This is a genomic window from Tenacibaculum sp., from assembly GCF_050290165.1.
In the GTDB taxonomy this organism is placed as follows: Bacteria; Bacteroidota; Bacteroidia; order Flavobacteriales; family Flavobacteriaceae; genus Polaribacter.
This window is the reverse complement of sequence record NZ_JBNKHD010000019.1, coordinates 37,446-59,598: the sequence shown is the minus strand read 5'-3', so window position 1 is coordinate 59,598 and position 22,153 is coordinate 37,446. Positions and strand designations below refer to the sequence as shown.

Genomic DNA, 22,153 nt, shown 5'->3' with positions numbered 1-22,153 from the left:
AACATTAGTATCTAGAGATTACGATGTAACCAATCCAGAGATTGTTGATGTACCCGATTATAAGTTAGAAGGTTGTAACACCCCATGGCCAGAGAACTTAACTACCGATTGGACAGATAACTGTTCAGCAGGTGGTCAAGGTATCTTGTCTGATGGTGGAGTCAATCAACCAGATAGCGAAGACGGTTGTACTCAATACAGACTGTATACTTTTATGGTTACTGATGATTGTGGAAACACCGATACCGAGACAACATTAGTATCTAGAGATTACGATATGACTGACCCAGTGATTACTGATTTACCTGAATCATATGAAATATGTGATGCTGAATTACCAGAAGTACTCAATGCAAAATGGACAGATAATTGTGCAGTAGGTGGCGATTTGATTGCTTACCCAACAAATCAAAGAACAGAAGGATGTGCTATGTATGCAGATTATGTGTTTACAGCTACAGACGACTGTGGTAATACTGCAACAGAAACAGTAACTCTAGCAGTTAAAATGGATCTTTTTGAAAACTGTGGTACTGCATTTGCAAGAGGTAACGACTACACATGTTTCTTAGATGATGGCTTTAATCGTTGGGGTTGGACAAACTACTTTGCTGAAGAAGGAGTTTATGTCTTACCGTTGTATACTGGAGCCGCACAATGTGATACTTCTAATGGAGTACAATCAGGAGAGGTAACAATTACTTATCAAGATGGATTCGTAACGGTAGAATACAATCTATATGAAGGGTACGTAATGAGTGTTGCACATGTATATATAGGATGTGAAAAATATCCTACGAAGAATGGAAAAGAAACAGTAGCACCTGGACAGTATAATTTCAATACGAGTACTTTAGATTATGTATCGAATTATACGGTAGGACCTATTGAAGCTAGCGGACCAATTTACATAATTGCTCATGCAGTAACATGTGAAGAGGTTTGTAGATGTCATGAATCTGTTGATAATGGAGGAACATATACTCCTGAAGGTTCAGTACATTGTCAAGGGCAAGCTATTGAAACTGTTCAACAGCAAGAACAATCAAACTTTAGTGCATATCCTGTACCATTTAAAAATGAAATAACTATAGAATATGAGTATAAGTTTGATACAGACGTTGCCATTGAATTCTATAGTATGAATGGTATTTTAATTAAGAGAATTGAAAATAACTCTTACATTAAAGGAACCAGAGAACAAATTAAAGTGGATTTATCAGATGTACAAAATCAAGCTTTAATTGTAAGATTGATTACAGATAGAGGTGTTGCTAATAAGAAAATTATAGCAATGCGACCTAAAAAAAGAAAGTAATCTGAGTTATAGATAGAATAGTTTAGAGAAGTATAGTTTTAATATAAGCTTCTCTAAACTTATTCTTAAAAAGTTAAATTAGTTAAAAGTAGAGGTACTAAGAGTTAATCTTAGTGCCTTTACTTTTATTATCAAATACTTAAGTAATATTCTTTTTTAAAGTATTTATTATAGAGTATCTCGTTATTTAGAAAAAGACTAAATAATTGTAAAAAAATCTTGTTTATATCTATAACAAACTTATTTTTGCTCATTATTTTAAATAAATCTAAATAAAATGAATAAGATTTTAAGAACCCCTTTACTAATTTTTGGTATTGCTACTCTTGCAAGTTGTTCAGATAACAACGAAGTAATATCAGAGACTGCTATTGAAACAGCAAAAACAGAATTTGTTACGAATTATGTAAATATTGTAGAGGCAAATTATAATGATGCTTTGTCTAAAGCAAAAGAATTACAAACAGCTATTTATAGTTTTGTTGATGTGCCAGATGCAATAAAATTTGAAGCAGCAAAAGAAGCTTGGTTAGAAGCACGTGAACCTTACGGACAAACAGAAGCTTATCGTTTTTATAACGGTCCAATTGATGGTTCTGCAGAAGGGGAGCCTGAAGGTTCTATTAATGCGTGGCCATTAGATGAAGGGCTTATCGATTATGTAGTTGGTGGAACAGAAGGAAGTTCAAAAAACTTAATTGCTGATAATACTTTTGAATTGACAGCAGAGAATATTAAATCTTTAAATGGAGAAGGTGGAGAAACTAATGTTACGTTAGGTTACCACGCGATAGAATTTTTATTGTGGGGTCAAGATATTACTGATCCATCAGAAAAAAAAGCGGGTCAAAGACCTTTTACTGATTATACTACAAAAGAAAACGCAGATAGACGTAAGAGCTATTTAAAAATTGCGGTTGATATTTTGGTTGAAGATTTAGAATCGGTAGTTGTGCAGTGGAAACCAGGAGCAGCATACAGAGATGAGTTTTTAGCTTTATCGAAAGACAATGCTATTGAAAAAATCTTAACAGGTGCTGCAAAATTAAGTAACGGAGAATTAGCAGGAGAAAGAATAGCTACTGCTGTTGTAAATCAAGATCAAGAAGATGAGCATTCTTGTTTTTCTGATAATACACACAGAGATATCTTTTTAAATGCATTATCAATAAACAATATCATTAACGGAACATATACCAAAGTTGACGGGACTAAAATTTCAGGAACTTCATTACTAGAAGTTTTAAAATTGGTGAATTCAACAGAAAGTGCTTCTTTAAAAAGTACAGCAGATGAAGTAATGGTAAAGGTACAAGAGATATCTGATAAAAAGTTTTTCGATTATCAAATTATTGGTGAAACTGAAGATAATACAAGTAAACCTATCATGTCTACTGTTTCTTCCTTAAGAAGGCAAGGAGATAAACTGGTTCAAGCAGGGAAAACAATTTCTAATAAGAACATTGATCCATCAGTATAATCAATTATAAACTAAGTAAAATCAAGCTGCTATATAGCAGCTTGATTTTTGAATGTAAAATAGTAAACACAATGAAAAAAAGTTTCTTTTTTCCATGTATGGTTATCCTAATGTTGTTTTCTTGTAGCACAGATGATGATTATACTCCTGTTTATAAATACGAAAGTGGAGAAGAATTATCTGCAGGTAAATTAACAACTACTATTTTGGGAGCCAATGCTTTTGATCAGGCAGTTCCAGGCTTGTCAGAAACAGACGATATTTTATTTTTTGCCGGTAACTCACTATTTCGTCAAAATTGGGTGAGTGCTCCATCTTCTACTACTGCTAGAGATGGTTTAGGGCCTCTTTTTAATGCGAGAGCTTGTAGTTCGTGTCATGATAAAGATGGTAGAGGTAAGCCTATAGAGGTAGGACAAGAATTTTCTACTGGTTTTTTAATGAGGATAAGTACTCTTGGTGTAGGTGAAAATGGAGGACCTAATCCTGTTCTTGGTTATGGTGATCAAATTCAAGAACATGCTAATTTTGGTATTCCATTTGAAGCTAAAGTAACGGTGAGATATGAAACCATCAATGGGGCTTTTGCTGACGGAGAAGCTTATGAATTACAAAAGCCTATTTATAGTATTGGTGAAGAGCAATTTGGTTCTTTACAAGATGTGTTGACCTCACCAAGAGTTGGACAACAAGTTATTGGTTTAGGATTAGTAGATGCCATTGCTACGGAAGCTATTCTAGCAAACGCTGATGAGAACGATGTGGATAATGATGGTATTTCTGGTAAACCAAATTATGTTTGGAATGTGGTCACTAAAACAACTGAGTTAGGTAGATTTGGTTGGAAAGCCAATCAACCTAATTTAAAACAACAAGTGGCAGGTGCTTTTAATGGTGACATGGGATTAACAACGTCATTATTTCCTGATGAAAATTGTCCGTCACCTCAAAATGATTGTTATGATGCTCCTAATGGAGGAAGTCCAGAAGTGACAGACAAGTCATTGCATAATGTTATGATCTATTCAACTTCGCTATCAGTTCCTATTCGAAGAAATTTTAAAGATGAAAATGTTTTAAAAGGGAAACAACTTTTTAGAGAGATGAAATGTGCAAGTTGTCATGTAGAATCTTTTACTACTTCTAATGATTATCCTTTTAACCCAACTTTAGAAAATGTTACAATAAGACCTTTTTCTGATTTTTTATTGCACGATATGGGAGATGATTTAGCGGATAATAGACCTGATTTTAATGCAACAGGAAAAGAGTGGCGTACGCAACCTTTATGGGGAATAGGAATGATAAATACAGTAAACGGACACACTTTTTTATTGCATGATGGTAGAGCACGTAATATTGAAGAAGCTATACTGTGGCATGGTGGTGAAGCTAGTAAAAGTAAAGAAGAATATGTAAACTTAACCAAGGAAGATAGAGCGGCCGTTTTATCTTTTATAAACTCTTTGTAACATGATAAAAAAAATTACATCTATATTTCTGTTAGCACTTTTAATTTCTTGTAGCAGTGATAATACAGAGCCAACAAATAGTTTTAATGTAAAACAACTTAGAGTTGATATTATAAATTCTGTTGAAGCACCTGTAGTAGCAGATTTTTCAGAGAGTATAACACAGTTAAACAATAGTATTATAACTTTTGCGAATACTGTAAATGAGCAAAATTTAAACTTGTTAAAAGAAGCTTGGAAGCAAGCAGCTGCAAACTATTCGTTAATTGAAGTGTTGAATATTGGTGATATAAAAGATTCTTTTATTCAAACGGCATTTTATAGTTGGAGTGCTAATGAAAGTGCGATTGAGAGTTATATAGCCTCTACCAATGAAATTAGTAAAGAAGCTTTCAATTCAGTAGCTACCAACACGAGAGGATTAAGCGCAATTGAGTTTTTGATTTATGAAAAGTCAGTAGCAGAAACCTTAGAAGATTTTAAAAATACAAGAAGATTGAAGTATTTAAAAACCTTAGGAGAAAACTTAGAAGAAAAAATAACAACGTACACTTCTTTATGGGATAATTTTAAGGATACTTTTATAGAGAATAATGCAACTGGAATTAACGGTGGAGTGAACCAAGTAGTTAACAGTATGTATGCTTTGTTAGAAGATGTAAAAAGTTTTAAAATTGGACAACCAGCAGGAATTGAAAAGACAACTGCTGTTGACGCTACACTATTACAGGCTGAAAAGAGTAGCTATTCTTTGTTTTTGATAGAACAAAATCTTGAAGGGATAAAAAAACTATACTTTGGCGATGAAAATGGTTTAGATGATTATGTCTTTTCTATAACTAATACTCAAGAACTTAATAATAGAATTGAAGCGCAATTTGAGACACTTAATACTATTTTGTTAAAACTTAAAACTACTTCATTAAAAGAAGCTCTTGTCAATGAAAAAGAAGAGGTAACTAATTTATACAATGCTGTTCGAGATTTATTAGTGTTATTAAAATCCGATGTGGCTAGTACACTCTCAGTAATCATTACAGTTACTGATAACGACGGAGACTAGTTTATTATAGTAGTCGTTTTATTAAACCCAAAAAGAGAGCCAGAAAGAATATACTTTCTGGCTCTCTTTTTGTTCTCAATTTCATTAAACTTTAAAGGTAAGCATTGGTTTGATAGATTTTTTAGCCAAGTGTTTGGTAATGCTACCATTAAAAATATGTGATAGACCACTTCTACCATGTGTTGCCAAGGCAATGATATCTGCATTAATTTTGTTAGAAAAATTTAGAATACCTTTTTCGATTGAAGAATCGTTATAAATATTTATAGAGTAATTTTTTAAACCATATTTATTGATAAAGTTTTGAATACGTTCATTTGTGTGTTGACTATCCTCAAATTTTTGAGGCGTATTAATTTTTAATAAATGGATAGTACTGTCGAAGTTACGAGCAAACTCTAAAAAGCGTTCAAAGGCTTGGTTTTTTTCTGGCTTAAAGCTTGAAGCAAAAACTAAATTTTTGGGGCTAAAATTCTCCCCGTTTTTTTTAGTAACCAAAACAGGAACTTCAGACGTTCTAACAACTTTTTCTGTATTAGAGCCAATAAGAATTTCTTCTAACGGAGTATGTCCTTTAGCCCCCATAATAATAAAGTCGATATCATTTTTTTTAACATAATCGCAAATTCCATCATAAGGATTTTTAAAGAGGATTGCGTATTTTACATTTTCATCATTAGAAAAATATCGTAGTTTATAATCAAGCAGTCTTTCACGAACTTTTCTAATGTATAACATGCTTTCTGGAATACTAAAATTATTTCCAACACCCATGTCTATAACTCCCGTAGGAAGCTCAACCATATGTAGTAAATGAACTTCACTATCTGTTTTTTTAGAAATTTTGGCCGCAAGCTTAGATGCGTGCTCTGAAGGTTTTGAAAAATCGATAGGAACAAGTATTTTTTTCATAATAGAAAGATTTAAAGAGAGATAGTTACCGTAATATACGAAAAAGAACTTAAAAAAGAAAAGCAATTGTATTTGTATGTTAATGAATAACTTACTATATTTGCAGCAAATTTATTAATCAGATAGATGAAGGGGACGATAGTCCCCTCTTTTTATACCTAAGATGAATCAACAACGAGTTAAGGAATTATTACAAGAAGCTTTGCAAGAAAACGAGTCGTTATATTTAATAGACTTACAGTTTTTGTCAGACAATAAAATAAAGGTAATAGTAGATGGAGATTTAGGAGTACCGTTAAGTGAGTGTATTCGTATTAGTAGAAAAATCGAACATAATTTAGATCGAGAAGAAGAAGATTTTTCGTTAGAAGTTACCACACCAGATATTGCACGCCCGTTAACTGTTAATCGTCAGTATAAAAAGAATATCAATCGAATTCTACAAGTTAAAACAGCAACTGAAGAATTCGAAGGAACATTAACCGAAGTAACGGAAGATACTATTACGTTACAATGGAAAGCAAGAGAGCCAAAGCCAGTAGGCAAAGGAAAGCATACGGTAGAAAAAACAATAACACTAGCGTATCAAGATATTAAAGAAGCAAAAGTGAAGATCATATTTTAATTAGAGAATGTAATGGAAAATATTGCGTTAATTGAATCGTTTTCGGAATTTAAAGATAATAAGAGTATAGACAGGGTAACCTTAATGTCTATCTTAGAAGAAGTATTTCGTGCAGCCTTAAAACGTAGGTTTGGGTCTGACGATAACTTTGATATTATTATCAATCCAGATAAAGGAGATTTGGAGATTTGGAGAAACCGAGTAGTGGTTGCAGACGGGATGTCTGAAGACGATAATGAAGAAATTGAACTTTCAGAGGCGAGAAAAATTGAGCCAGATTTTGAAATTGGTGAAGACGTATCTGAAGAAGTAAAATTAATAGATTTAGGGAGACGTGCCATTTTAGCATTGCGTCAAAACTTAATATCTAAAATTCACGAGCACGATAGTACTAACATATTTAAGCAGTTTAAAGATTTAGAAGGTGAAATTTATAGTGCAGAAGTGCACCATATTCGCCATAATGCTGTAATTTTGTTAGATGATGAAGGAAACGAAATCGTATTACCAAAGAGTGAGCAAATCCGTTCAGACTTTTTTAGAAAAGGAGATGCGGTTCGTGGGGTGATTAAATCGGTAGAGTTAAGAGGTAATAAACCAACGATTATATTATCAAGAACTTCACCAGCGTTCTTAGTGAAATTATTTGAACAAGAAATTCCTGAAGTTTTTGATGGTTTAATTACGATTGAAGGTGTTGCAAGAATTCCTGGAGATAAAGCAAAAATTGCTGTAGATTCGTACGATGATAGAATTGACCCTGTAGGGGCTTGTGTTGGTGTAAAAGGTTCTCGTATTCACGGTATTGTTCGTGAGTTAGGAAACGAAAACATCGACGTAATTAACTATACCAAGAATGAGCAATTATTTGTAGCTAGAGCATTAAGTCCAGCAAAAGTAACTTCTGTTGAAATAGAAATGTTCGACGAAGAGAAAAATGGTAAAAAAGGACGTGTAGAGGTTTTATTAAAACCAGAAGAAGTATCAAAAGCAATTGGTAGAGCTGGAGTTAATATTCGTTTAGCAAGTGAATTAACAGGTTACGAAATCGACGTTAAAAGAGAAGGTCTTGAAGAAGAAGATGTAGAGTTAACAGAATTCTCTGACGAAATCGAAGCTTGGGTAATTGAAGAATTCAAGAAAATAGGTTTAGATACAGCGAAGAGCGTTTTAGAAAAAGACGTGTCAATGTTAGTACAAAGAACCGATTTAGAAGAAGAAACTATTTTAGATGTTCAACGAATTTTAAGAGAAGAATTCGAAGACTAAAAATTAATAAAAGGAAGTTAGCATCCTATGTGATAGAAATCTATAAAAGCTAGCAAAAAAAGAAAAAAAACATAACTATACGTTAAGTATAAAGTGTGTTTTTTGAATAAAAAAGTATTAAACAATATATGGCTGAAGGCAAAAAGTTAAGACTAAATAAGGTTTTAAGAGAATTAAACATTTCTTTAGATAGGGCTGTAGAACACTTGGCAAAGAATGGTCATGATATAGAAGCTCGTCCTACTACTAAAATATCTGATGAAGAATATCAAATTTTATTTGATGGTTTTCAAACAGATAAATCTAAAAAGGTGGCCTCTAAGGAAGTAAGTGAAGAAAAGAGAAAAGAAAAAGAGGCAATTCGTCAGCAATTAGAAGAGGAGCAAGAGAAGAAACGATTAGAGGAGGAAGCTAAAAAACAAGAAGTTTTAAAAGCCAAAGCTGAAAAGTTAGAACTTAAAACTGTAGGAAAGATTGATGTTGAAACTGGTAAAGTAGTAGAACAACAACCAGAGCCTGCAAAGAAGCAAGAAGTAGAAGTTACTAAACAAGAGGTAGAAGTTACTAAAGAAGAAGAACCAGTTCAAGAAACTAAAAAAGTAGAAGAACCAGTTCAAGAAGCTAAAAAAGTAGAAGAGCCTGTAAAGGTTGAAGAAAAGAAGCCAGAGCCTCAAAAAGCTGAAAAGCCGAAAGAAACTGTAATTGAAACTCCTAAAAAGGAAGTTAAAATAGAACAACAACCAAAAGAAGTGGCAAAAACAGTTGAAACTAAAGCTGCAGAAGTAAAAAAACCGGAAAGAGAGGTTGAAATTACTCCAGAAAATGCTGAAAAAATAAAAACTCAGTATAAAAAATTAGACGGTCCTAAAATTACAGGTCAAAAAATTGATTTAAAGCAATTTGAAAGACCTAAGAAGAAAAAACCTGAGAATAAAGGAGCTGTAAGCGAAGGAGATAAGAAGAAGCGTAAGAGAATCAGTAAACCAGCTGGTGCTGCTGGAGGAGGAAATGCAGCAAGACCTAATCAAGGGCCAAACCAAGGTCAAAATCGAGGAGGACAACAAAGAGGTGGTCAAAACCGAGGTGGACAACAACGAGGCGGTAGAAGGCCAAGTGTAGCTCCGAAAGAAGAGTTAACTGAAGCACAAATCCAAAAACAAGTTAGAGAAACCTTAGAGAAACTTCAAGGGAAATCTAAAAAAGGAAAAGGTGCAAAGTATCGTAGAGACAAGAGAGATGCTCACCGTCAACAAAGTGAGGCAGAATTACAAGCAGCACAAGCAGAAAGCAAAGTGTTAAAAGTAACTGAGTTTGTTACAGTAAGTGAGGTTGCTACGATGATGGATGTTCCAGTTACTCAAATTATTTCTACATGTATGATGCTAGGAATGATGGTAACAATGAACCAACGTTTAGATGCAGAAACATTATCAATTGTTGCAGAAGAGTTCAATTACACTGTAGAGTTTGTTGGAGCTGAAGTAGAAGAAGCAATTGAAGAGATAGAAGATAGTCCAGAAGATTTAATTACACGTGCACCTATTGTAACAGTAATGGGACACGTAGATCACGGTAAAACTTCATTATTAGATTATGTTCGTAAAGCAAACGTAATTGAGGGAGAATCAGGTGGAATTACACAGCACATTGGTGCATACTCTGTAAAAGTTGGAGATCAAAGAATTACGTTCTTAGATACCCCTGGTCACGAGGCCTTTACAGCAATGCGTGCTCGTGGAGCTCAGGTTACCGACTTAGTTATTATTGTAGTTGCTGCCGATGATGATGTAATGCCGCAAACAAAAGAGGCAATTGCTCATGCACAAGCAGCAGGAGTACCAATTGTATTTGCGATTAACAAAATAGATAAGCCAAACGCAAATCCAGACAATATCAAAACACAATTATCTGCTATGAACTTATTAGTAGAAGATTGGGGAGGTAGTATTCAATCACAAGAGATTTCTGCAAAAACAGGACAAGGGGTTGATGAATTACTAGAAAAGGTGTTGTTAGAAGCAGAAGTATTAGAGTTAAAAGCAAACCCTAATAAAAACGCTAATGGTGCTGTAGTAGAAGCCTTATTAGATAAAGGTAGAGGGTATGTATCTACGATTTTAGTACAAGCAGGTACTTTAAAAATTGGAGATTATATCTTAGCCGGAAAACATAGTGGTAAAGTAAGAGCTATGTTTGATGATAAAGGTAAAAAAGTAAAAGAAGCAGGACCTTCTATGCCAGTATCAATCTTAGGTTTAGATGGTGCACCACAAGCAGGAGATAAGTTCAATGTATTTGATGATGAACGCGAGGCAAAACAAATTGCAGCAAAACGTTCTCAATTACAACGTGAACAATCTGTAAGAACTCAGAAAACATTGACACTTGCAGAAATTGGACGTCGTATCGCATTAGGAGATTTCAAAGAATTAAACATCATCTTAAAAGGAGATGTGGATGGTTCGGTAGAAGCCTTAACAGATTCATTCCAAAAATTATCTACTGAAGAAATTCAAGTAAATATCATCCATAAAGGAGTTGGTGCTATTACAGAGTCTGACGTATTGTTAGCAACTGCATCTGATGCCATTATTGTTGGATTTAATGTACGTCCGCAAGGTAATGCACGTGCCGTAGCCGATAGAGAAGAAGTAGATATCAGAACGTACTCAATCATCTATGATGCTATCAACGACTTGAAAGATGCGATGGAAGGAATGTTATCTCCTGAAATGAAAGAAGAAGTTCTTGGTAATGTTGAAATTAGAGAAGTTTATAAGATTTCTAAGGTTGGTAACATTGCAGGATGTATGGTTATGTCAGGTAAGATTACAAGAGATTCTAAAGTTCGTATTGTTAGAGAAGGAATCGTTGTTCATGATGGTGAATTAACTTCATTAAAACGTTTTAAAGACGATGTTAAAGAAGTAACGAAAGGATACGATTGTGGACTTCAAATCAAAGGATATAACGACATTCAAGAAGGTGACGTTATCGAGGCTTACATTGAAGTAGCAGTTAAGAAAAAACTTAAGTAGTAGTACTAAGTTATATAAATAAAAAAGACGCCTTTTAAAGGCGTCTTTTTTTTTGATTAAAACTTTAAAAAAAATAATAGAAGATTTTTTCCATTTGACGTTTTTTACTGTTTTCTATAAAGTTTGTATTGAAAATTTTTTCAAACTGAAATAGCTTTAGGATTGATGTATAAAGGGTTTAAGGTGTTGTAAACCAGTTGTTAAATTATTTTTGGAGGGTTTTTAAATATGTGTATATTAGATTTCGTTAAAAAACCCTTCAATTTGTTATTAAAATAACAAAAAATTAACAACTTCTTTTTTAAAAGTTTTGTTACTAGTTTTTTGACAAAACAAAGAACACATAAAGTGTTTACAAATAACTAATTTTTAAATTTTTCACAACATGAAAAGAATTTTTCTTACCATGGCAATTGCTGCTGGAATTTTAGTAGGTTGCCAAACCAATGAACAAAACCCAAATTCAGAACCTGAAGTAGAAGCTTCAGTTTTACAAAAAGCAGATCAACAATGTTTTGCTAACGATGTTTTAAATGCGAATATGGCTAAAGATCCTAGCTTAAAAAGTAGCATGGAGAACATTGAAAATTTTACCGCTAACTACATCGAAAAAGTAAAAAGAGGAGAAGTATCTGCACGATTAGTAAATGGGAAAATTCAGATTCCAGTTGTTTTTCACGTAATTTATCGTCAAGCAAGTGAAAATTTAGCTTTATCGGTATTACAGGATCAAATTGCAGCGTTAAACGAAGACTTTAATATGCAAAACCCTAACAGAGGTGCTATGCCAGCAGAATTTGCAGGAGTAGAAGCGAATGTGAATATTGATTTTGCTCTTGAAGATGTAATTAGAGTAGAAAACACTAAAAAGAGAAGCTGGAGACCAGACGACTCTATGAAATTTACTTCGTCTGGAGGTAGTGATGTTGTAAACCCACAAGAGTTTTTAAATATTTGGGTGGTTAACGTAATGCCATATCACGGAGGTCAAATTTTAGGATATGCTCAGTTCCCTGGAGGTAGCTGGTCAACAGACGGTGTAGTTTTAGCACACAAATTTGTAGGGCGTAACCAAAGAACAGCTACACACGAAGTAGGTCACTATTTTAACTTACGTCACATTTGGGGTGACGGAGGATGTGGCGCTAGCGACTTTGTAGATGATACTCCAGATGCAGATGGTAATAGTAGAGGATGTCCTACTTACCCAGTAATTGAGTGTGGAAGTGCTAACATGACGATGAACTTTATGGATTATTCTGACGATAGCTGTATGTATATGTTTACAGAAGGTCAAAAAGCTAGAATGGATGCAGTTTTTGCTCCAGGTGGATTTAGAGCTACTATGGCAGACTAATCAGATCTAATACGAATTCATATATTAAGACGTTCTTTAATTAAAGAGCGTCTTTTTATTAAGGTAAATTATAAAAGATAAGAATAGATGAAATACTTAAAAATAATAGCGCCAGTAGTTTTTTTATTAATGACGAACTGTGCAGCTCAAAACACCGCTAAAAGTTTTGATACTATAGCCTATGAAGCTCAAACTAGAGGAAGTTTAATCCAAATAACAGTTGAAGGAAGTAAACTGTCTTATAAATCAAATCAAGGTGAAGGAACTAAAGAAGTTTCAAAAAAGCAATTAGATGAATTGAAAGAAATAGTTGGTGCTTTAAATTTAGAAGGAATAGCGGCTTTAAAAGCGCCAAGTGAAAAGAGAATAACAGATGGAGCTTTGCATGCGGAATTTGTGATTAAAATAGGAGATAAAGAGTATACATCAACTACTTTTGATGCAGGAAACCCACCCAAAGAATTAAAAAAGTTAGAAGATTTTTTATATAACCTTTCTAATTTAAAAGAATAAAAAAACCGAGCAATTTGCTCGGCTTTTTTATAAGGAAAAAGAATATTAATTCTTTTTGTAAATTTTACTTTTTTTACCGTCCTTATTTATGAAATAAAGTCCTTTAGGTAATTTTTTGATAATTTCAGTTTCTTCAGATTTACTATTAATAGTTGTTTCTTCAATCTTATTACCATTTATATCATGTATGGTTAACTGAGTCGGGGTTTTACTCATATACTCTCTAAAATATATAGGAATTACAAATGTATTATTGTTATCATTAGATTCATTAATGTTTTCAATTTCTCCAATTATATAATAATTTCCATAATGAACAGCATCATAACTATCACCTGTTTTTATTTCACTTCCAAAAATAGTAGTAGATAGTGTTTTATAGCTTCCTTTATTGATAGAAGAAATGCTAGTTGAGTTTTGTAGAGTTAATTTATAATCGCTAGCATCTAAAGTGTTGCCGTTTAATGAGGTGTAGAAATTTATTTTTGTTGGATAAGAGTTTGCGTTACCAATATTTTCTATGACTATATTCATAGAAAGTATACCACCATTCCTAGAAATAATATGTTTGTTAGATCCTAAATTATCTAAATTTGAAGAACACGAAGTACATTCACTATATATAATAATATTGCTAGGTTTTAAATCAGGGTTACCTACAGGACAACCATTATTTGAAGAAGGACCTGCTTGAGTTGGACAGCTATCGCAAACATTTCCTACTCCGTCTCCATCTGAATCTGCTTGATCAGGGTTTGATGAATTCACACAATTATCTACACTATTCTCAACTCCGTCATTATCATTATCACAAAACGGAATTAATTTGGTGAAATTTGAAGCTGAATATGAATCTCTATCACTATAAGCACTTGTGTTTTTTCTTACTATGTAATAAAAATAGAGTACATCATCTTCATTATTTTTATACAACTTATTAGTTTCTAACGGACTTCCTCCTACAGTAGATAACACATTAAAACGTGACAAGTTTCCGCTATTTGAAGCATTTCCAGAACATACTATGTTTTTAGCATTTGATTCATTAGTTCCTAAATATCTTGTTTCATATCCTGTTTCACACAAAGGATTCAACATGGTAAAGTTTGAACTTAAAAAAGAATCTCTATCGCTATAAGTATTTGCATTCTTTCTTATTATATAATAATAACGAATTTCTCCATTTTCATTTCTCTTATACAGTTTGTTTAGGGTTAGAGGATTCTCCGAACTAGATAATACATTAAATCGTCCTAAAACACTACTGTTAGAAATATTACCCGAACACCAAGAGCTTTCGGCATCGGACTGGTTTACTCCTAAATATCTTGTTTCATAACCTATCTCATATTGAGCGTTAACTCTGAATGCGTAAAATGCAAATAAAAGGAGTGTAAAAATACTTTTTTCATATTAAAATTTTTAAACTTAAATTATCATACAAGATAATTACACTCTGTATTCATGAAAGTTAATTCAATGTTATATAAACAATAAAAAAAACCGAGCAATTTGCTCGGTTTTTTATTATTTGTTAAAATGTCTATTTATATACCTCTAGTCCATCCAGCAGCCCAATCAGGAGCGTCAGCACCGTTACCAGCACCAGTAGCAGTTCCTTGAGAAATAAATGATTGGTTAGCTCCAGTATAATCAGTTAAAGTAAAGCCAACTACATTATTTACAAACTGAACATTAGTCATTATTAAATCATTATTTTCAATTCTTACAGCAGCTTCAACATCTGTAGATTTTACCTTTACACCTAAATCAACTCCTGAGATGTAGAAGTTATCAATAGTAAAGTTACCTCCACCTTCTTTGTAGTATAAAGCACCTTCAGTAACAGGTCCTACAACTGTGATATTTTTTAAAGTAGCATTGGTAACAGGAGCAGCATTTCCGTTGTCTCCATTGTTAGATCCTTCAATACCAGCTTTAGCGCTTCCAGAAATGTACCAATATTCACCAGTTCCAGCCCATCCATCAGCGAAATCAATAGAATCATCCCCTGAATTAGTAGAAACTAAGTATTTACCATTAACAGTACCACCAAAGAATTCGATTCCGTCATCTCCACCTTCGAATGATTGTACATATTCTAAAGTAGTTCCAGAACCAACACCAAATAAAGAAAGCCCGTTAAATTCTTTAGAAGAGTTAAAAGAAGCTCCTGTATATTCAATTCTTAAATAACGAATAGACCCAGAATTGTCATTAGCAACGTCTCCACCGTAAGCTAAACCTGCAACTTCTGAAGTAGAAACAGAACCAACATTTGTAGGAGCTTTACCACATACAACTAATCCTCCCCAATCTTTAGCAGCTGGAGTAGCAGAGTTTGAAGTCATAACTACAGGATTGTTTGCTTCACCATTGATAAAGATTTGTCCTCCTTGAGCAACAGCGATGTAAGAAGAAGTTCCTCCAGTAGCTTTGATAACTGTTCCTGCAGGGATTGTTAATTTTCCTCCGTCTTTTACTACAAAAGCACTTGTTAGTTGGTACTCTACATCAGCTTTTAAAGAAACTTCACCAGTAACTTGACCTGCTAAGTTTTCTTTAGAAACTCCACTATTGCTTAAACCTCTAGTCCATCCAGCAGCCCAATCAGGAGCAGCAGCTCCATTACCAGCACCAGAAGCAATACCTTGGTTGATAAAATCCTGATTAGCACCAGTATAATCTGTTAATTTAAAACCATCAACATTTTCTGCGAATTGGATATTAGTCATTTTTAAATCTCCATTTTCAATTCTTGTACCAGCCTCAGCATCTGTAGATTTTACTTTTACACCTAAATCAACTCCTGAGATGTAGAAGTTATCAATAGTAAAGTTACCTCCACCCTCTTTGTAGTATAAAGCACCTTCAGTAACAGGTCCTACAACTGTAATATTTTTTAAAGTAGCATTGGTAACAGGAGCAGCATTTCCGTTGTCTCCATTGTTAGATCCTTCTACACCAGCTTTAGCGCTTCCAGAAATGTACCAGTATTCACCAGTTCCAGCCCATCCATCAGCGAAATCGATAGAATCATCACCTGAATTGGTAGAAACTAAGTATTTACCATTAACAGTACCACCAAAGAATTCGATTCCGTCATCTCCACCTTCGAATGATTGTACATATTCTAAAGTAGTTCCAGAACCAACACCAAATAAAGAAAGACCGTTAAATTCTTTAGAAGAGTTAAAAGTAGCACCAGTATATTCAATTCTTAAATAACGGATAGAACCAGAGTTATCATCAGCAATATTTCCTCCATAAGTTAAACCAGCAACTTCTGATGTAGCAGTGCTACCAACATTTGTAGGAGCTTTACCACATACAACTAATCCTCCCCAATCTTTAGCAGCAGGGTTTGAAGATCCTGAAGTCATAATTACAGGATTATCTTTATTACCGTTAACAAAGATTTTTCCTCCTTGAGCTACAGCGATATAAGCAGAAGTACCTCCAGTAGCTTCTATTTTTGTACCAGCAGGAATATTTAAAATTCCTCCCTCTTTTACTACGTATGAACCAGTTAATTTATAAGTAACACTAGCATCTAAAGTTACTTCAGTCAAAATTTCTCCTGATAAATTTGCTTCAGCACAAGGCTGACAAGATCCACCACAGTCTATACCTGTTTCATCTCCATTTTGAATCCCATCAGAACATGAAGAAGTTTGGATAGGATCATCTTCTCCGCAGGAAACTACCGTAGTTAGGGTAGCAGCCATTATCATTAAAGTAAAAAGTTGTTTTCTCATTTTGTTTTTTAGTTAATTTATTTGCTACAAAAAAAAGAACCCAACATTAATTTAGTGTTCAGATAAAATTAATGTTGGGTTATAGGATTGTTAATTAAAAGTTATAAGATAATGATAATTTAAAGTCAACACCTTTTTTATAAGAAGATATTGTAACGTCTTGATTATCTTGAAGTCTTTTGATAGTTGGGTTTAATAAGTTCTTTGCTGTTACACCAAGACTTAATTTTTCATTTAATTTTGATTTTAAGATTAAATCAAGTGTTCCAAACCCTTTGTCAACTAAATTTCCTTTTCCTTCTGTTCCTAAGGCAAAAATTCTATCTGAGAAATAGTTATACACTAGTGTAGATTGAATATTTGTCCCGTTATTGAAATCTTTTGAGTAACTTAAATCAGTATTTATTAATAAATCAGAAGCTCCTGCAAAACCGTCTTCTGTTTTACTAAAATCTACACTCATTCCAGGGTTTTCGGCAATAACTTTTTCTTTATTTAATTCCTGTTTATGGTTCATGTATGATGCATTAAGACCATAAGTTAATTTACTATTAAGAGCGTTTTTACCAGTTTCTTTATTGAATAAAACTTTTCTTAATTCAAGCTCAACACCATAAGCAATACCCCAATCTCCAGTATTAGCATAACTAATATCATTTGATGCAGAGTTTATTCTAACTTCGTTGATTGGGTTTTCAATGTATTTACTAAATGCTCCTACAGAAATAATCTCTTCTCTTTCTGGGAAAAATTCCCATTTTAAATCAGCATTATAGTTATCTGAAGAATATAGGTTAGGGTTACCAATAGAACTATTTACTACACCTTCATATAAAAACGGAGCTCTTTCTTTAAATTGCGGTAAAGTATACGATTTACTTGCTGCAAATTTTAAGTTATGTTTATCATTTATGGCATACTTTAAAGATGTTGCTGGTAATATTTGTAATTGATCTAACTCACTTTGACCTGAATTAACAGAAGTATCATATTTAAGTGATTGGTTAATTTGTTCTCCTCTTACTCCAAAAATACCAGTAAACTTATCCGAAAATTTATATTCAAATTCTAAATACCCAGCATTAATGTTCTGATCGCCTCCATATGTTTGAGGTAGTAAAACATTTGTTGAAGTTCCTAGTCCTCCTCTAAATGTTCTAATAGAGTATAATCCAGCATTGAAATTAGCTTGATTAAAATAGCTGTCTAAGTTATAAACATCATCAATGAATGGTTGAGCAGTTCTTTGGTTAATAACAAAGTTAAACTGAGTAGCATCAAAATCTACATTTTTAAACCTTCCACTATACCCTAACTTAACTTTAGCTCTATATATATCATCATTGTTTTTGGCAAATTGATATGTAAATGCTGCATTAGCGGCTAATTCTTCTTCTTCTAAATCAGAATAAAATCTATGGTTATCAGAATCATTACTGATTAATAAAAATGATTTTGGACCATCAGGGTCATCATTTCTGTTAGGTAAAACAGTTGTTTGTCTACGATCAGGAACATTATTTTTATTAAAATTGTAAGAAGCTCCCCATTCAGCCTTAAATGCATCACTAATTCTATGATTTCCTAATAATTGGTGAACATATAAGGTGTTTCTCATAAATGTTTGTCTTTGAATTACAGCACCACCTTCTGGGGCATTGTCAAAAACATCATAAATACCTTGATAGTCATCATGAGAATTACTTGAGTTATTTACCATTAACCCATTATACTTTAACTCTTGCCCTTTATGTTTTAATCGAATATTCCCCATAAAAGTAGTATTAGTACCATATGAATACGATTCTCTAGTTAAGTTTTTTCTTGCTACCCCAGAAACGTTAACATCACCTCTGGCAACACCTTGCTTATAACTATAATCGTTATCAAATGAACCTACAGCAAAAAAGCTTATTTTAGTATTATCAGATAGACTATACGAATCACCTCCTTTGATAGACAAAGAAGAATTAATAGGGTAGTTTCCAGTTTTTCTATCCCAGCTTGTTGTAAAGTTGTAGTTATTTAAAGGAAAAGCTGGATAGTATGTTTTATAAAAACCAAAATCATTTGGTCCGTCAGCTACATAGAATTTACTTTTTTGACTAGCAATTGTATTTAAAGAAGACCCTAGTTTAATCTGTACAAAGCCATCGCCTTTATAAATTTTAGAGGCAATGTCAATGTTAGCCCCACCAAAATCTCCATAGTTTTTGGTTGAATAAGTTTTATCTATACCTATATACTCAACAATGTCTGTAGAAAAAATACTAAGATCTATATTTTTTCTTGACGGATTGTTAGAAGGTAATGGAAGTCCATTTAATGAAGTTACATTATATCTGTCTCCAAGACCTCTAACAAAAATACTACCTCCTGAACCTTCTTGTTTTGAAACTCCAGTAGTTTTGGTAACAGCAGTAGCAATATCACTAACACCTTTTCTAGAAAGTTCTTGGTTACCAATTTTTGTTTCTATAGTAACAGCTTTTCTTTGTTCTAAAAGTAATGCACTTTCTTTTTCTTTACTAACAGAAGCGTTAATTTTAACTTCGTCTAATGTTACACCTTCATTAGCTCCTAATTCTTGGTTTACAATTAAACTTTCGCTAGCTTTTACAGTAATTGGTTTTTCAATAGTTTGATATCCAATAAAGCTAAAAACAATAGTTTGGTTACCTGCAGGAACGTTTAGTGTGTATTTACCATCCATATCAGTAGTTCCACCTATAGATGTTCCTTTGATAAAGACGTTAGCAAAAGGTAATGCCTCACCATTCATTTCTTTGTCAGTAACCGTACCTGTTACAGTACCTTTGCTTTGAGAAAATGCTAAATTACATAAGCTTAAAAAAGCTATAAATAATATTTTTTTCATTCTAATCTTTGAATTCTGTTTATTTACGCCGCAAAATTCACGTTAAATAGTAAAGCTAATGTTATGTAGGAATTACTATTCTATTATTAGAATGTTTATTTAACGTTAACGAAAAGAATATATGTTACCTTAACATTAATTACTTGTAAATTTTAGTCCTAAAACATAGGTTCTGGGTGCTGAAGGACCATAAATAAAATTACTGTCGCGGTCTTTGCCAACATCGAAAATAGGTTGGTAATCATTGAAAATGTTCCTAATACCTGCGTTAAGCTCTATATTGGTGTTAAGTTTTTCTATGTTAAATGTATAACTACTGTTAATTCCTAAATTAAAAAAGGAAGGTGAAGTAAAATATTCATCTGTTGTAATATTAGGAAGTTCTGAAGCTAAGTGTAATACATTCATTTTACCTGTATAAACTAAATTTAGAGAAGTTTTAAACTTTTGATTTGGAGTATAGGTTGCTGTAGCATAACCATAGGTAGTAGGTGTGCGTAAAAATTCTCTTTTAAGAGGTAAATCATCAGAGTTATTTACTGCGGTGTCATATTTACTAGACTGATAGGTGAATCCAGCATCTACTTGTAAAATTCCATCGTAATTTAAGCGTGTTTCTAAAGTGATTCCTTGTACAACAGCACCATCTCCATTTCTTTTTTCGAAAACTTCACCGTAAGTATCTTCTCCTATTGATTCTAAGTAAAAGGCGTCTTTTAAATTGGTGTAAAAACTTTCAACTGTAAAACCATAAATATAATGTTCGGTTGGTTTATCGTAGTTGAAGGAAATAGTGTAGCTATTAGAGCGCTCTCTTTTTAAATTGTCTGCTAACACTACTCGTGATACTCCACCACCAGCAAAAGCTATATGTAAATCGGTATCGAAAGCTTGTGGGGCTCTAAAACCAGTACCCCAAGTTCCTCTGATTTGAGTGTTTTCAAACGGTTTGAACAATAAAGATACTCTTGGACTAGCAATATTATTAATGATGTCTTTTTTAGAACCATCAGTTTTAAGTGAGTTTAATGTATGGTTATCATATCGTACACCAGTTAATAAATTCCATTTGTCAGAAATTTCCCAATCGCTTTGGAAAAAGAATCCAAAGTTTTGTGTTAATTGATCTACTTTGTACTGGTATGCATCAATAACATCAAAAACATCATCTTGCACAAACTCTCCTCCAATAGTTATTACATTGTTACCTCCTAAAAACTCCTCTAACTTATGGTTGAATTGCAATCCTCCTTGAAAAGTAGTAGTGGTAGAGTTTCCGTATGGCGGATTTGCTAAGTGTTCTGTATCTTCAGGAGTATTTGCTTCAGGGCGAATTCCTGTGTAATGTTCTCTTCCAGTATATTGTGTAGCAAAATAGGTGATGATTGAACTTTTGTCTTCATTAAAATTAATTTGGTAATCAATATTTCCTACATATACATCATGAACACGTTCTTCAGATTGCATAGCAAAATGTGGAGCTTTATCGACCATCTCTCCTCCATAGCGGTATTCATTCATTTTACTAAAGTTAACTTCTATTTTTTGATTTTCTGTAGGAAGGAAGAATAAATTAGTTCCAAACGAATTGTTTTTTAATTCAGGAAGTTCAGAGAAGTTATCGTTATTAGCATCGTACATTGCTCTTCTTCGGTTGTTGATAAAGAAAGAAGCCCCTGCATTACGATTTTCATTAATTACAGTTGCATTTCCAGCAATGATGTGGTCAGAAGCTCCTTTAATGTTTTGATAGGTATAACCAATACTATAATTGTTCTTTTTTGGAATTTTAGTAATCACATTTACAGTACCACCAATAGCACTCGATCCATACAAAGCAGAACCTCCACCTCTCACTACTTCAATACGTTCAATCATGTTAGTAGGTATTTGCTCTAAACCGTACAAGCCGGTTAATGGGCTAAAAATAGGACGACCATTGATTAAAATTTGAGAATATCCACCTGCTAAACCATTCATGCGTAATTGAGTATAATTACAAGTTTGACAATCGGTTTCCACACGTAAACCTGTTTGGAATTTTAGTCCTTCTGACAAATTGCAAGCCTGAACATCTGCTAATGTTTGACTATTGATAACATTTACAATAACAGGACTGTTTGTACGACGTTTATCGGTACGAGTTCCAGTAACGGTAACTTGATCTAAAATTTCAGCGGTTTCTGTCAATGTAAAGTCTACTATTTTTTCTTCTGATGAATGTAATGTTATAATTTTTCTTTCAGATAAAAATCCAACAGTTGACGCTACTATAGCAAGTTTACCTTTGGTCGCTTTTAGTTCATAGTTTCCATGTTCGTCAGCTGTAGCTCCTGTATTTGTATTTTTTATAAAAATAGAAGCAAATGGAATGATTTCACCTGTAGAAGAGGTGATTTTTCCTTTTAAAGTTTGCCCATTAATAACACTTGAAAGTAGAATGATTGCTAAGGCAATGTAATTTTTCATT

Annotated in this window: 13 protein-coding genes and 1 pseudogene; 9 read left to right on the top strand and 5 right to left on the bottom strand. The window is 33.2% G+C overall.

The features are described 5' to 3' along the window. The 4 genes and pseudogenes from ACQY6M_RS15430 to ACQY6M_RS15415 all read left to right on the top strand — a co-directional run. Positions 1–1,318: pseudogene (locus ACQY6M_RS15430) on the top strand (hypothetical protein); the annotation flags it as partial. 277 nt (positions 1,319–1,595) lie between these two features. Beyond that, positions 1,596–2,798: an imelysin family protein gene (locus ACQY6M_RS15425; RefSeq protein WP_428740903.1), complete on the top strand. Its 1,203-nt coding sequence runs from the start codon at positions 1,596–1,598 to the stop codon at positions 2,796–2,798. Between the two features lie 71 nt (positions 2,799–2,869). Further along, entirely contained in the window at positions 2,870–4,270 is a 1,401-nt protein-coding gene (locus ACQY6M_RS15420) for a di-heme oxidoredictase family protein (RefSeq protein ID WP_428740904.1), read from the top strand. A 1-nt stretch (position 4,271) separates the two neighbouring features. Next, positions 4,272–5,333: an imelysin family protein gene (locus ACQY6M_RS15415; protein ID WP_428740905.1), complete on the top strand. Its 1,062-nt coding sequence runs from the start codon at positions 4,272–4,274 to the stop codon at positions 5,331–5,333. An 84-nt stretch (positions 5,334–5,417) separates the two neighbouring features. On the opposite strand, the gene ACQY6M_RS15410 is transcribed toward ACQY6M_RS15415, so the two are convergent. Next, entirely contained in the window at positions 5,418–6,245 is an 828-nt protein-coding gene (locus ACQY6M_RS15410) for a universal stress protein (protein ID WP_428740906.1), read from the bottom strand. Positions 6,246–6,408: 163 nt separating this feature from the next. Here ACQY6M_RS15410 and rimP point away from each other — a divergent pair, with 163 nt between their 5' ends. From rimP to ACQY6M_RS15385, 5 genes are all read left to right on the top strand, one after another. Then, complete coding sequence (rimP, locus tag ACQY6M_RS15405) at positions 6,409–6,870, top strand: ribosome assembly cofactor RimP (protein ID WP_428740907.1); 462 nt, start codon at positions 6,409–6,411, stop codon at positions 6,868–6,870. Positions 6,871–6,882: 12 nt separating this feature from the next. Continuing rightward, positions 6,883–8,139, top strand: a complete 1,257-nt coding sequence (gene nusA, locus ACQY6M_RS15400; RefSeq protein ID WP_428740908.1) for a transcription termination factor NusA — start codon at positions 6,883–6,885, stop codon at positions 8,137–8,139. A gap of 128 nt (positions 8,140–8,267) precedes the next feature. Beyond that, positions 8,268–11,177, top strand: coding sequence for a translation initiation factor IF-2 (gene infB / locus ACQY6M_RS15395; protein WP_428740909.1), 2,910 nt, complete (start codon positions 8,268–8,270; stop codon positions 11,175–11,177). Positions 11,178–11,562: 385 nt separating this feature from the next. After that, the gene (locus tag ACQY6M_RS15390; RefSeq protein ID WP_428740910.1) at positions 11,563–12,534 is read left to right on the top strand and encodes a M43 family zinc metalloprotease; all 972 of its coding nucleotides are present in this window, start codon (positions 11,563–11,565) and stop codon (positions 12,532–12,534) included. 87 nt (positions 12,535–12,621) lie between these two features. Beyond that, the gene (locus ACQY6M_RS15385) at positions 12,622–13,047 is read left to right on the top strand and encodes a hypothetical protein (protein ID WP_428740911.1); all 426 of its coding nucleotides are present in this window, start codon (positions 12,622–12,624) and stop codon (positions 13,045–13,047) included. Between the two features lie 45 nt (positions 13,048–13,092). Here the strand turns inward: ACQY6M_RS15385 and ACQY6M_RS15380 are convergent, their stop codons facing one another. The 4 genes from ACQY6M_RS15380 to ACQY6M_RS15365 all read right to left on the bottom strand — a co-directional run bounded on the left by ACQY6M_RS15380 (position 13,093) and on the right by ACQY6M_RS15365 (position 22,152). Beyond that, positions 13,093–14,145 carry a thrombospondin type 3 repeat-containing protein gene (locus tag ACQY6M_RS15380; RefSeq protein ID WP_428740912.1) on the bottom strand — a complete coding sequence of 351 codons (1,053 nt, stop codon included), beginning with the start codon at positions 14,143–14,145 and terminating at the stop codon, positions 13,093–13,095. A 449-nt stretch (positions 14,146–14,594) separates the two neighbouring features. Further along, positions 14,595–16,805, bottom strand: a complete 2,211-nt coding sequence (locus tag ACQY6M_RS15375; RefSeq protein ID WP_428740913.1) for a hypothetical protein — start codon at positions 16,803–16,805, stop codon at positions 14,595–14,597. Between the two features lie 94 nt (positions 16,806–16,899). Further along, positions 16,900–19,683, bottom strand: coding sequence for a TonB-dependent receptor domain-containing protein (locus ACQY6M_RS15370; RefSeq protein ID WP_428740914.1), 2,784 nt, complete (start codon positions 19,681–19,683; stop codon positions 16,900–16,902). A 135-nt stretch (positions 19,684–19,818) separates the two neighbouring features. Then, positions 19,819–22,152 (bottom strand): TonB-dependent receptor, encoded by a 2,334-nt coding sequence (locus ACQY6M_RS15365; protein WP_428740915.1) that lies wholly within the window; start codon positions 22,150–22,152, stop codon positions 19,819–19,821. Between the last annotated feature and the right edge of the window lies 1 nt (position 22,153).

Bases quoted from the DNA above. Each gene is read 5' to 3' on its own strand.
- ACQY6M_RS15370 (WP_428740914.1), bottom strand. From the start codon at position 19,683: ATGAAAAAAATATTATTTATAGCTTTTTTAAGCTTATGTAATTTAGCA.
- ACQY6M_RS15390 (WP_428740910.1), top strand. From the start codon at position 11,563: ATGAAAAGAATTTTTCTTACCATGGCAATTGCTGCTGGAATTTTAGTA.
- ACQY6M_RS15425 (WP_428740903.1), top strand. From the start codon at position 1,596: ATGAATAAGATTTTAAGAACCCCTTTACTAATTTTTGGTATTGCTACT.
- ACQY6M_RS15365 (WP_428740915.1), bottom strand. From the start codon at position 22,152: ATGAAAAATTACATTGCCTTAGCAATCATTCTACTTTCAAGTGTTATT.
- ACQY6M_RS15410 (WP_428740906.1), bottom strand. From the start codon at position 6,245: ATGAAAAAAATACTTGTTCCTATCGATTTTTCAAAACCTTCAGAGCAC.
- ACQY6M_RS15420 (WP_428740904.1), top strand. From the start codon at position 2,870: ATGAAAAAAAGTTTCTTTTTTCCATGTATGGTTATCCTAATGTTGTTT.
- ACQY6M_RS15415 (WP_428740905.1), top strand. From the start codon at position 4,272: ATGATAAAAAAAATTACATCTATATTTCTGTTAGCACTTTTAATTTCT.
- rimP (WP_428740907.1), top strand. From the start codon at position 6,409: ATGAATCAACAACGAGTTAAGGAATTATTACAAGAAGCTTTGCAAGAA.
- ACQY6M_RS15380 (WP_428740912.1), bottom strand. From the start codon at position 14,145: ATGTTGAATCCTTTGTGTGAAACAGGATATGAAACAAGATATTTAGGA.
- ACQY6M_RS15385 (WP_428740911.1), top strand. From the start codon at position 12,622: ATGAAATACTTAAAAATAATAGCGCCAGTAGTTTTTTTATTAATGACG.
- ACQY6M_RS15375 (WP_428740913.1), bottom strand. From the start codon at position 16,805: ATGAGAAAACAACTTTTTACTTTAATGATAATGGCTGCTACCCTAACT.
- nusA (WP_428740908.1), top strand. From the start codon at position 6,883: ATGGAAAATATTGCGTTAATTGAATCGTTTTCGGAATTTAAAGATAAT.
- infB (WP_428740909.1), top strand. From the start codon at position 8,268: ATGGCTGAAGGCAAAAAGTTAAGACTAAATAAGGTTTTAAGAGAATTA.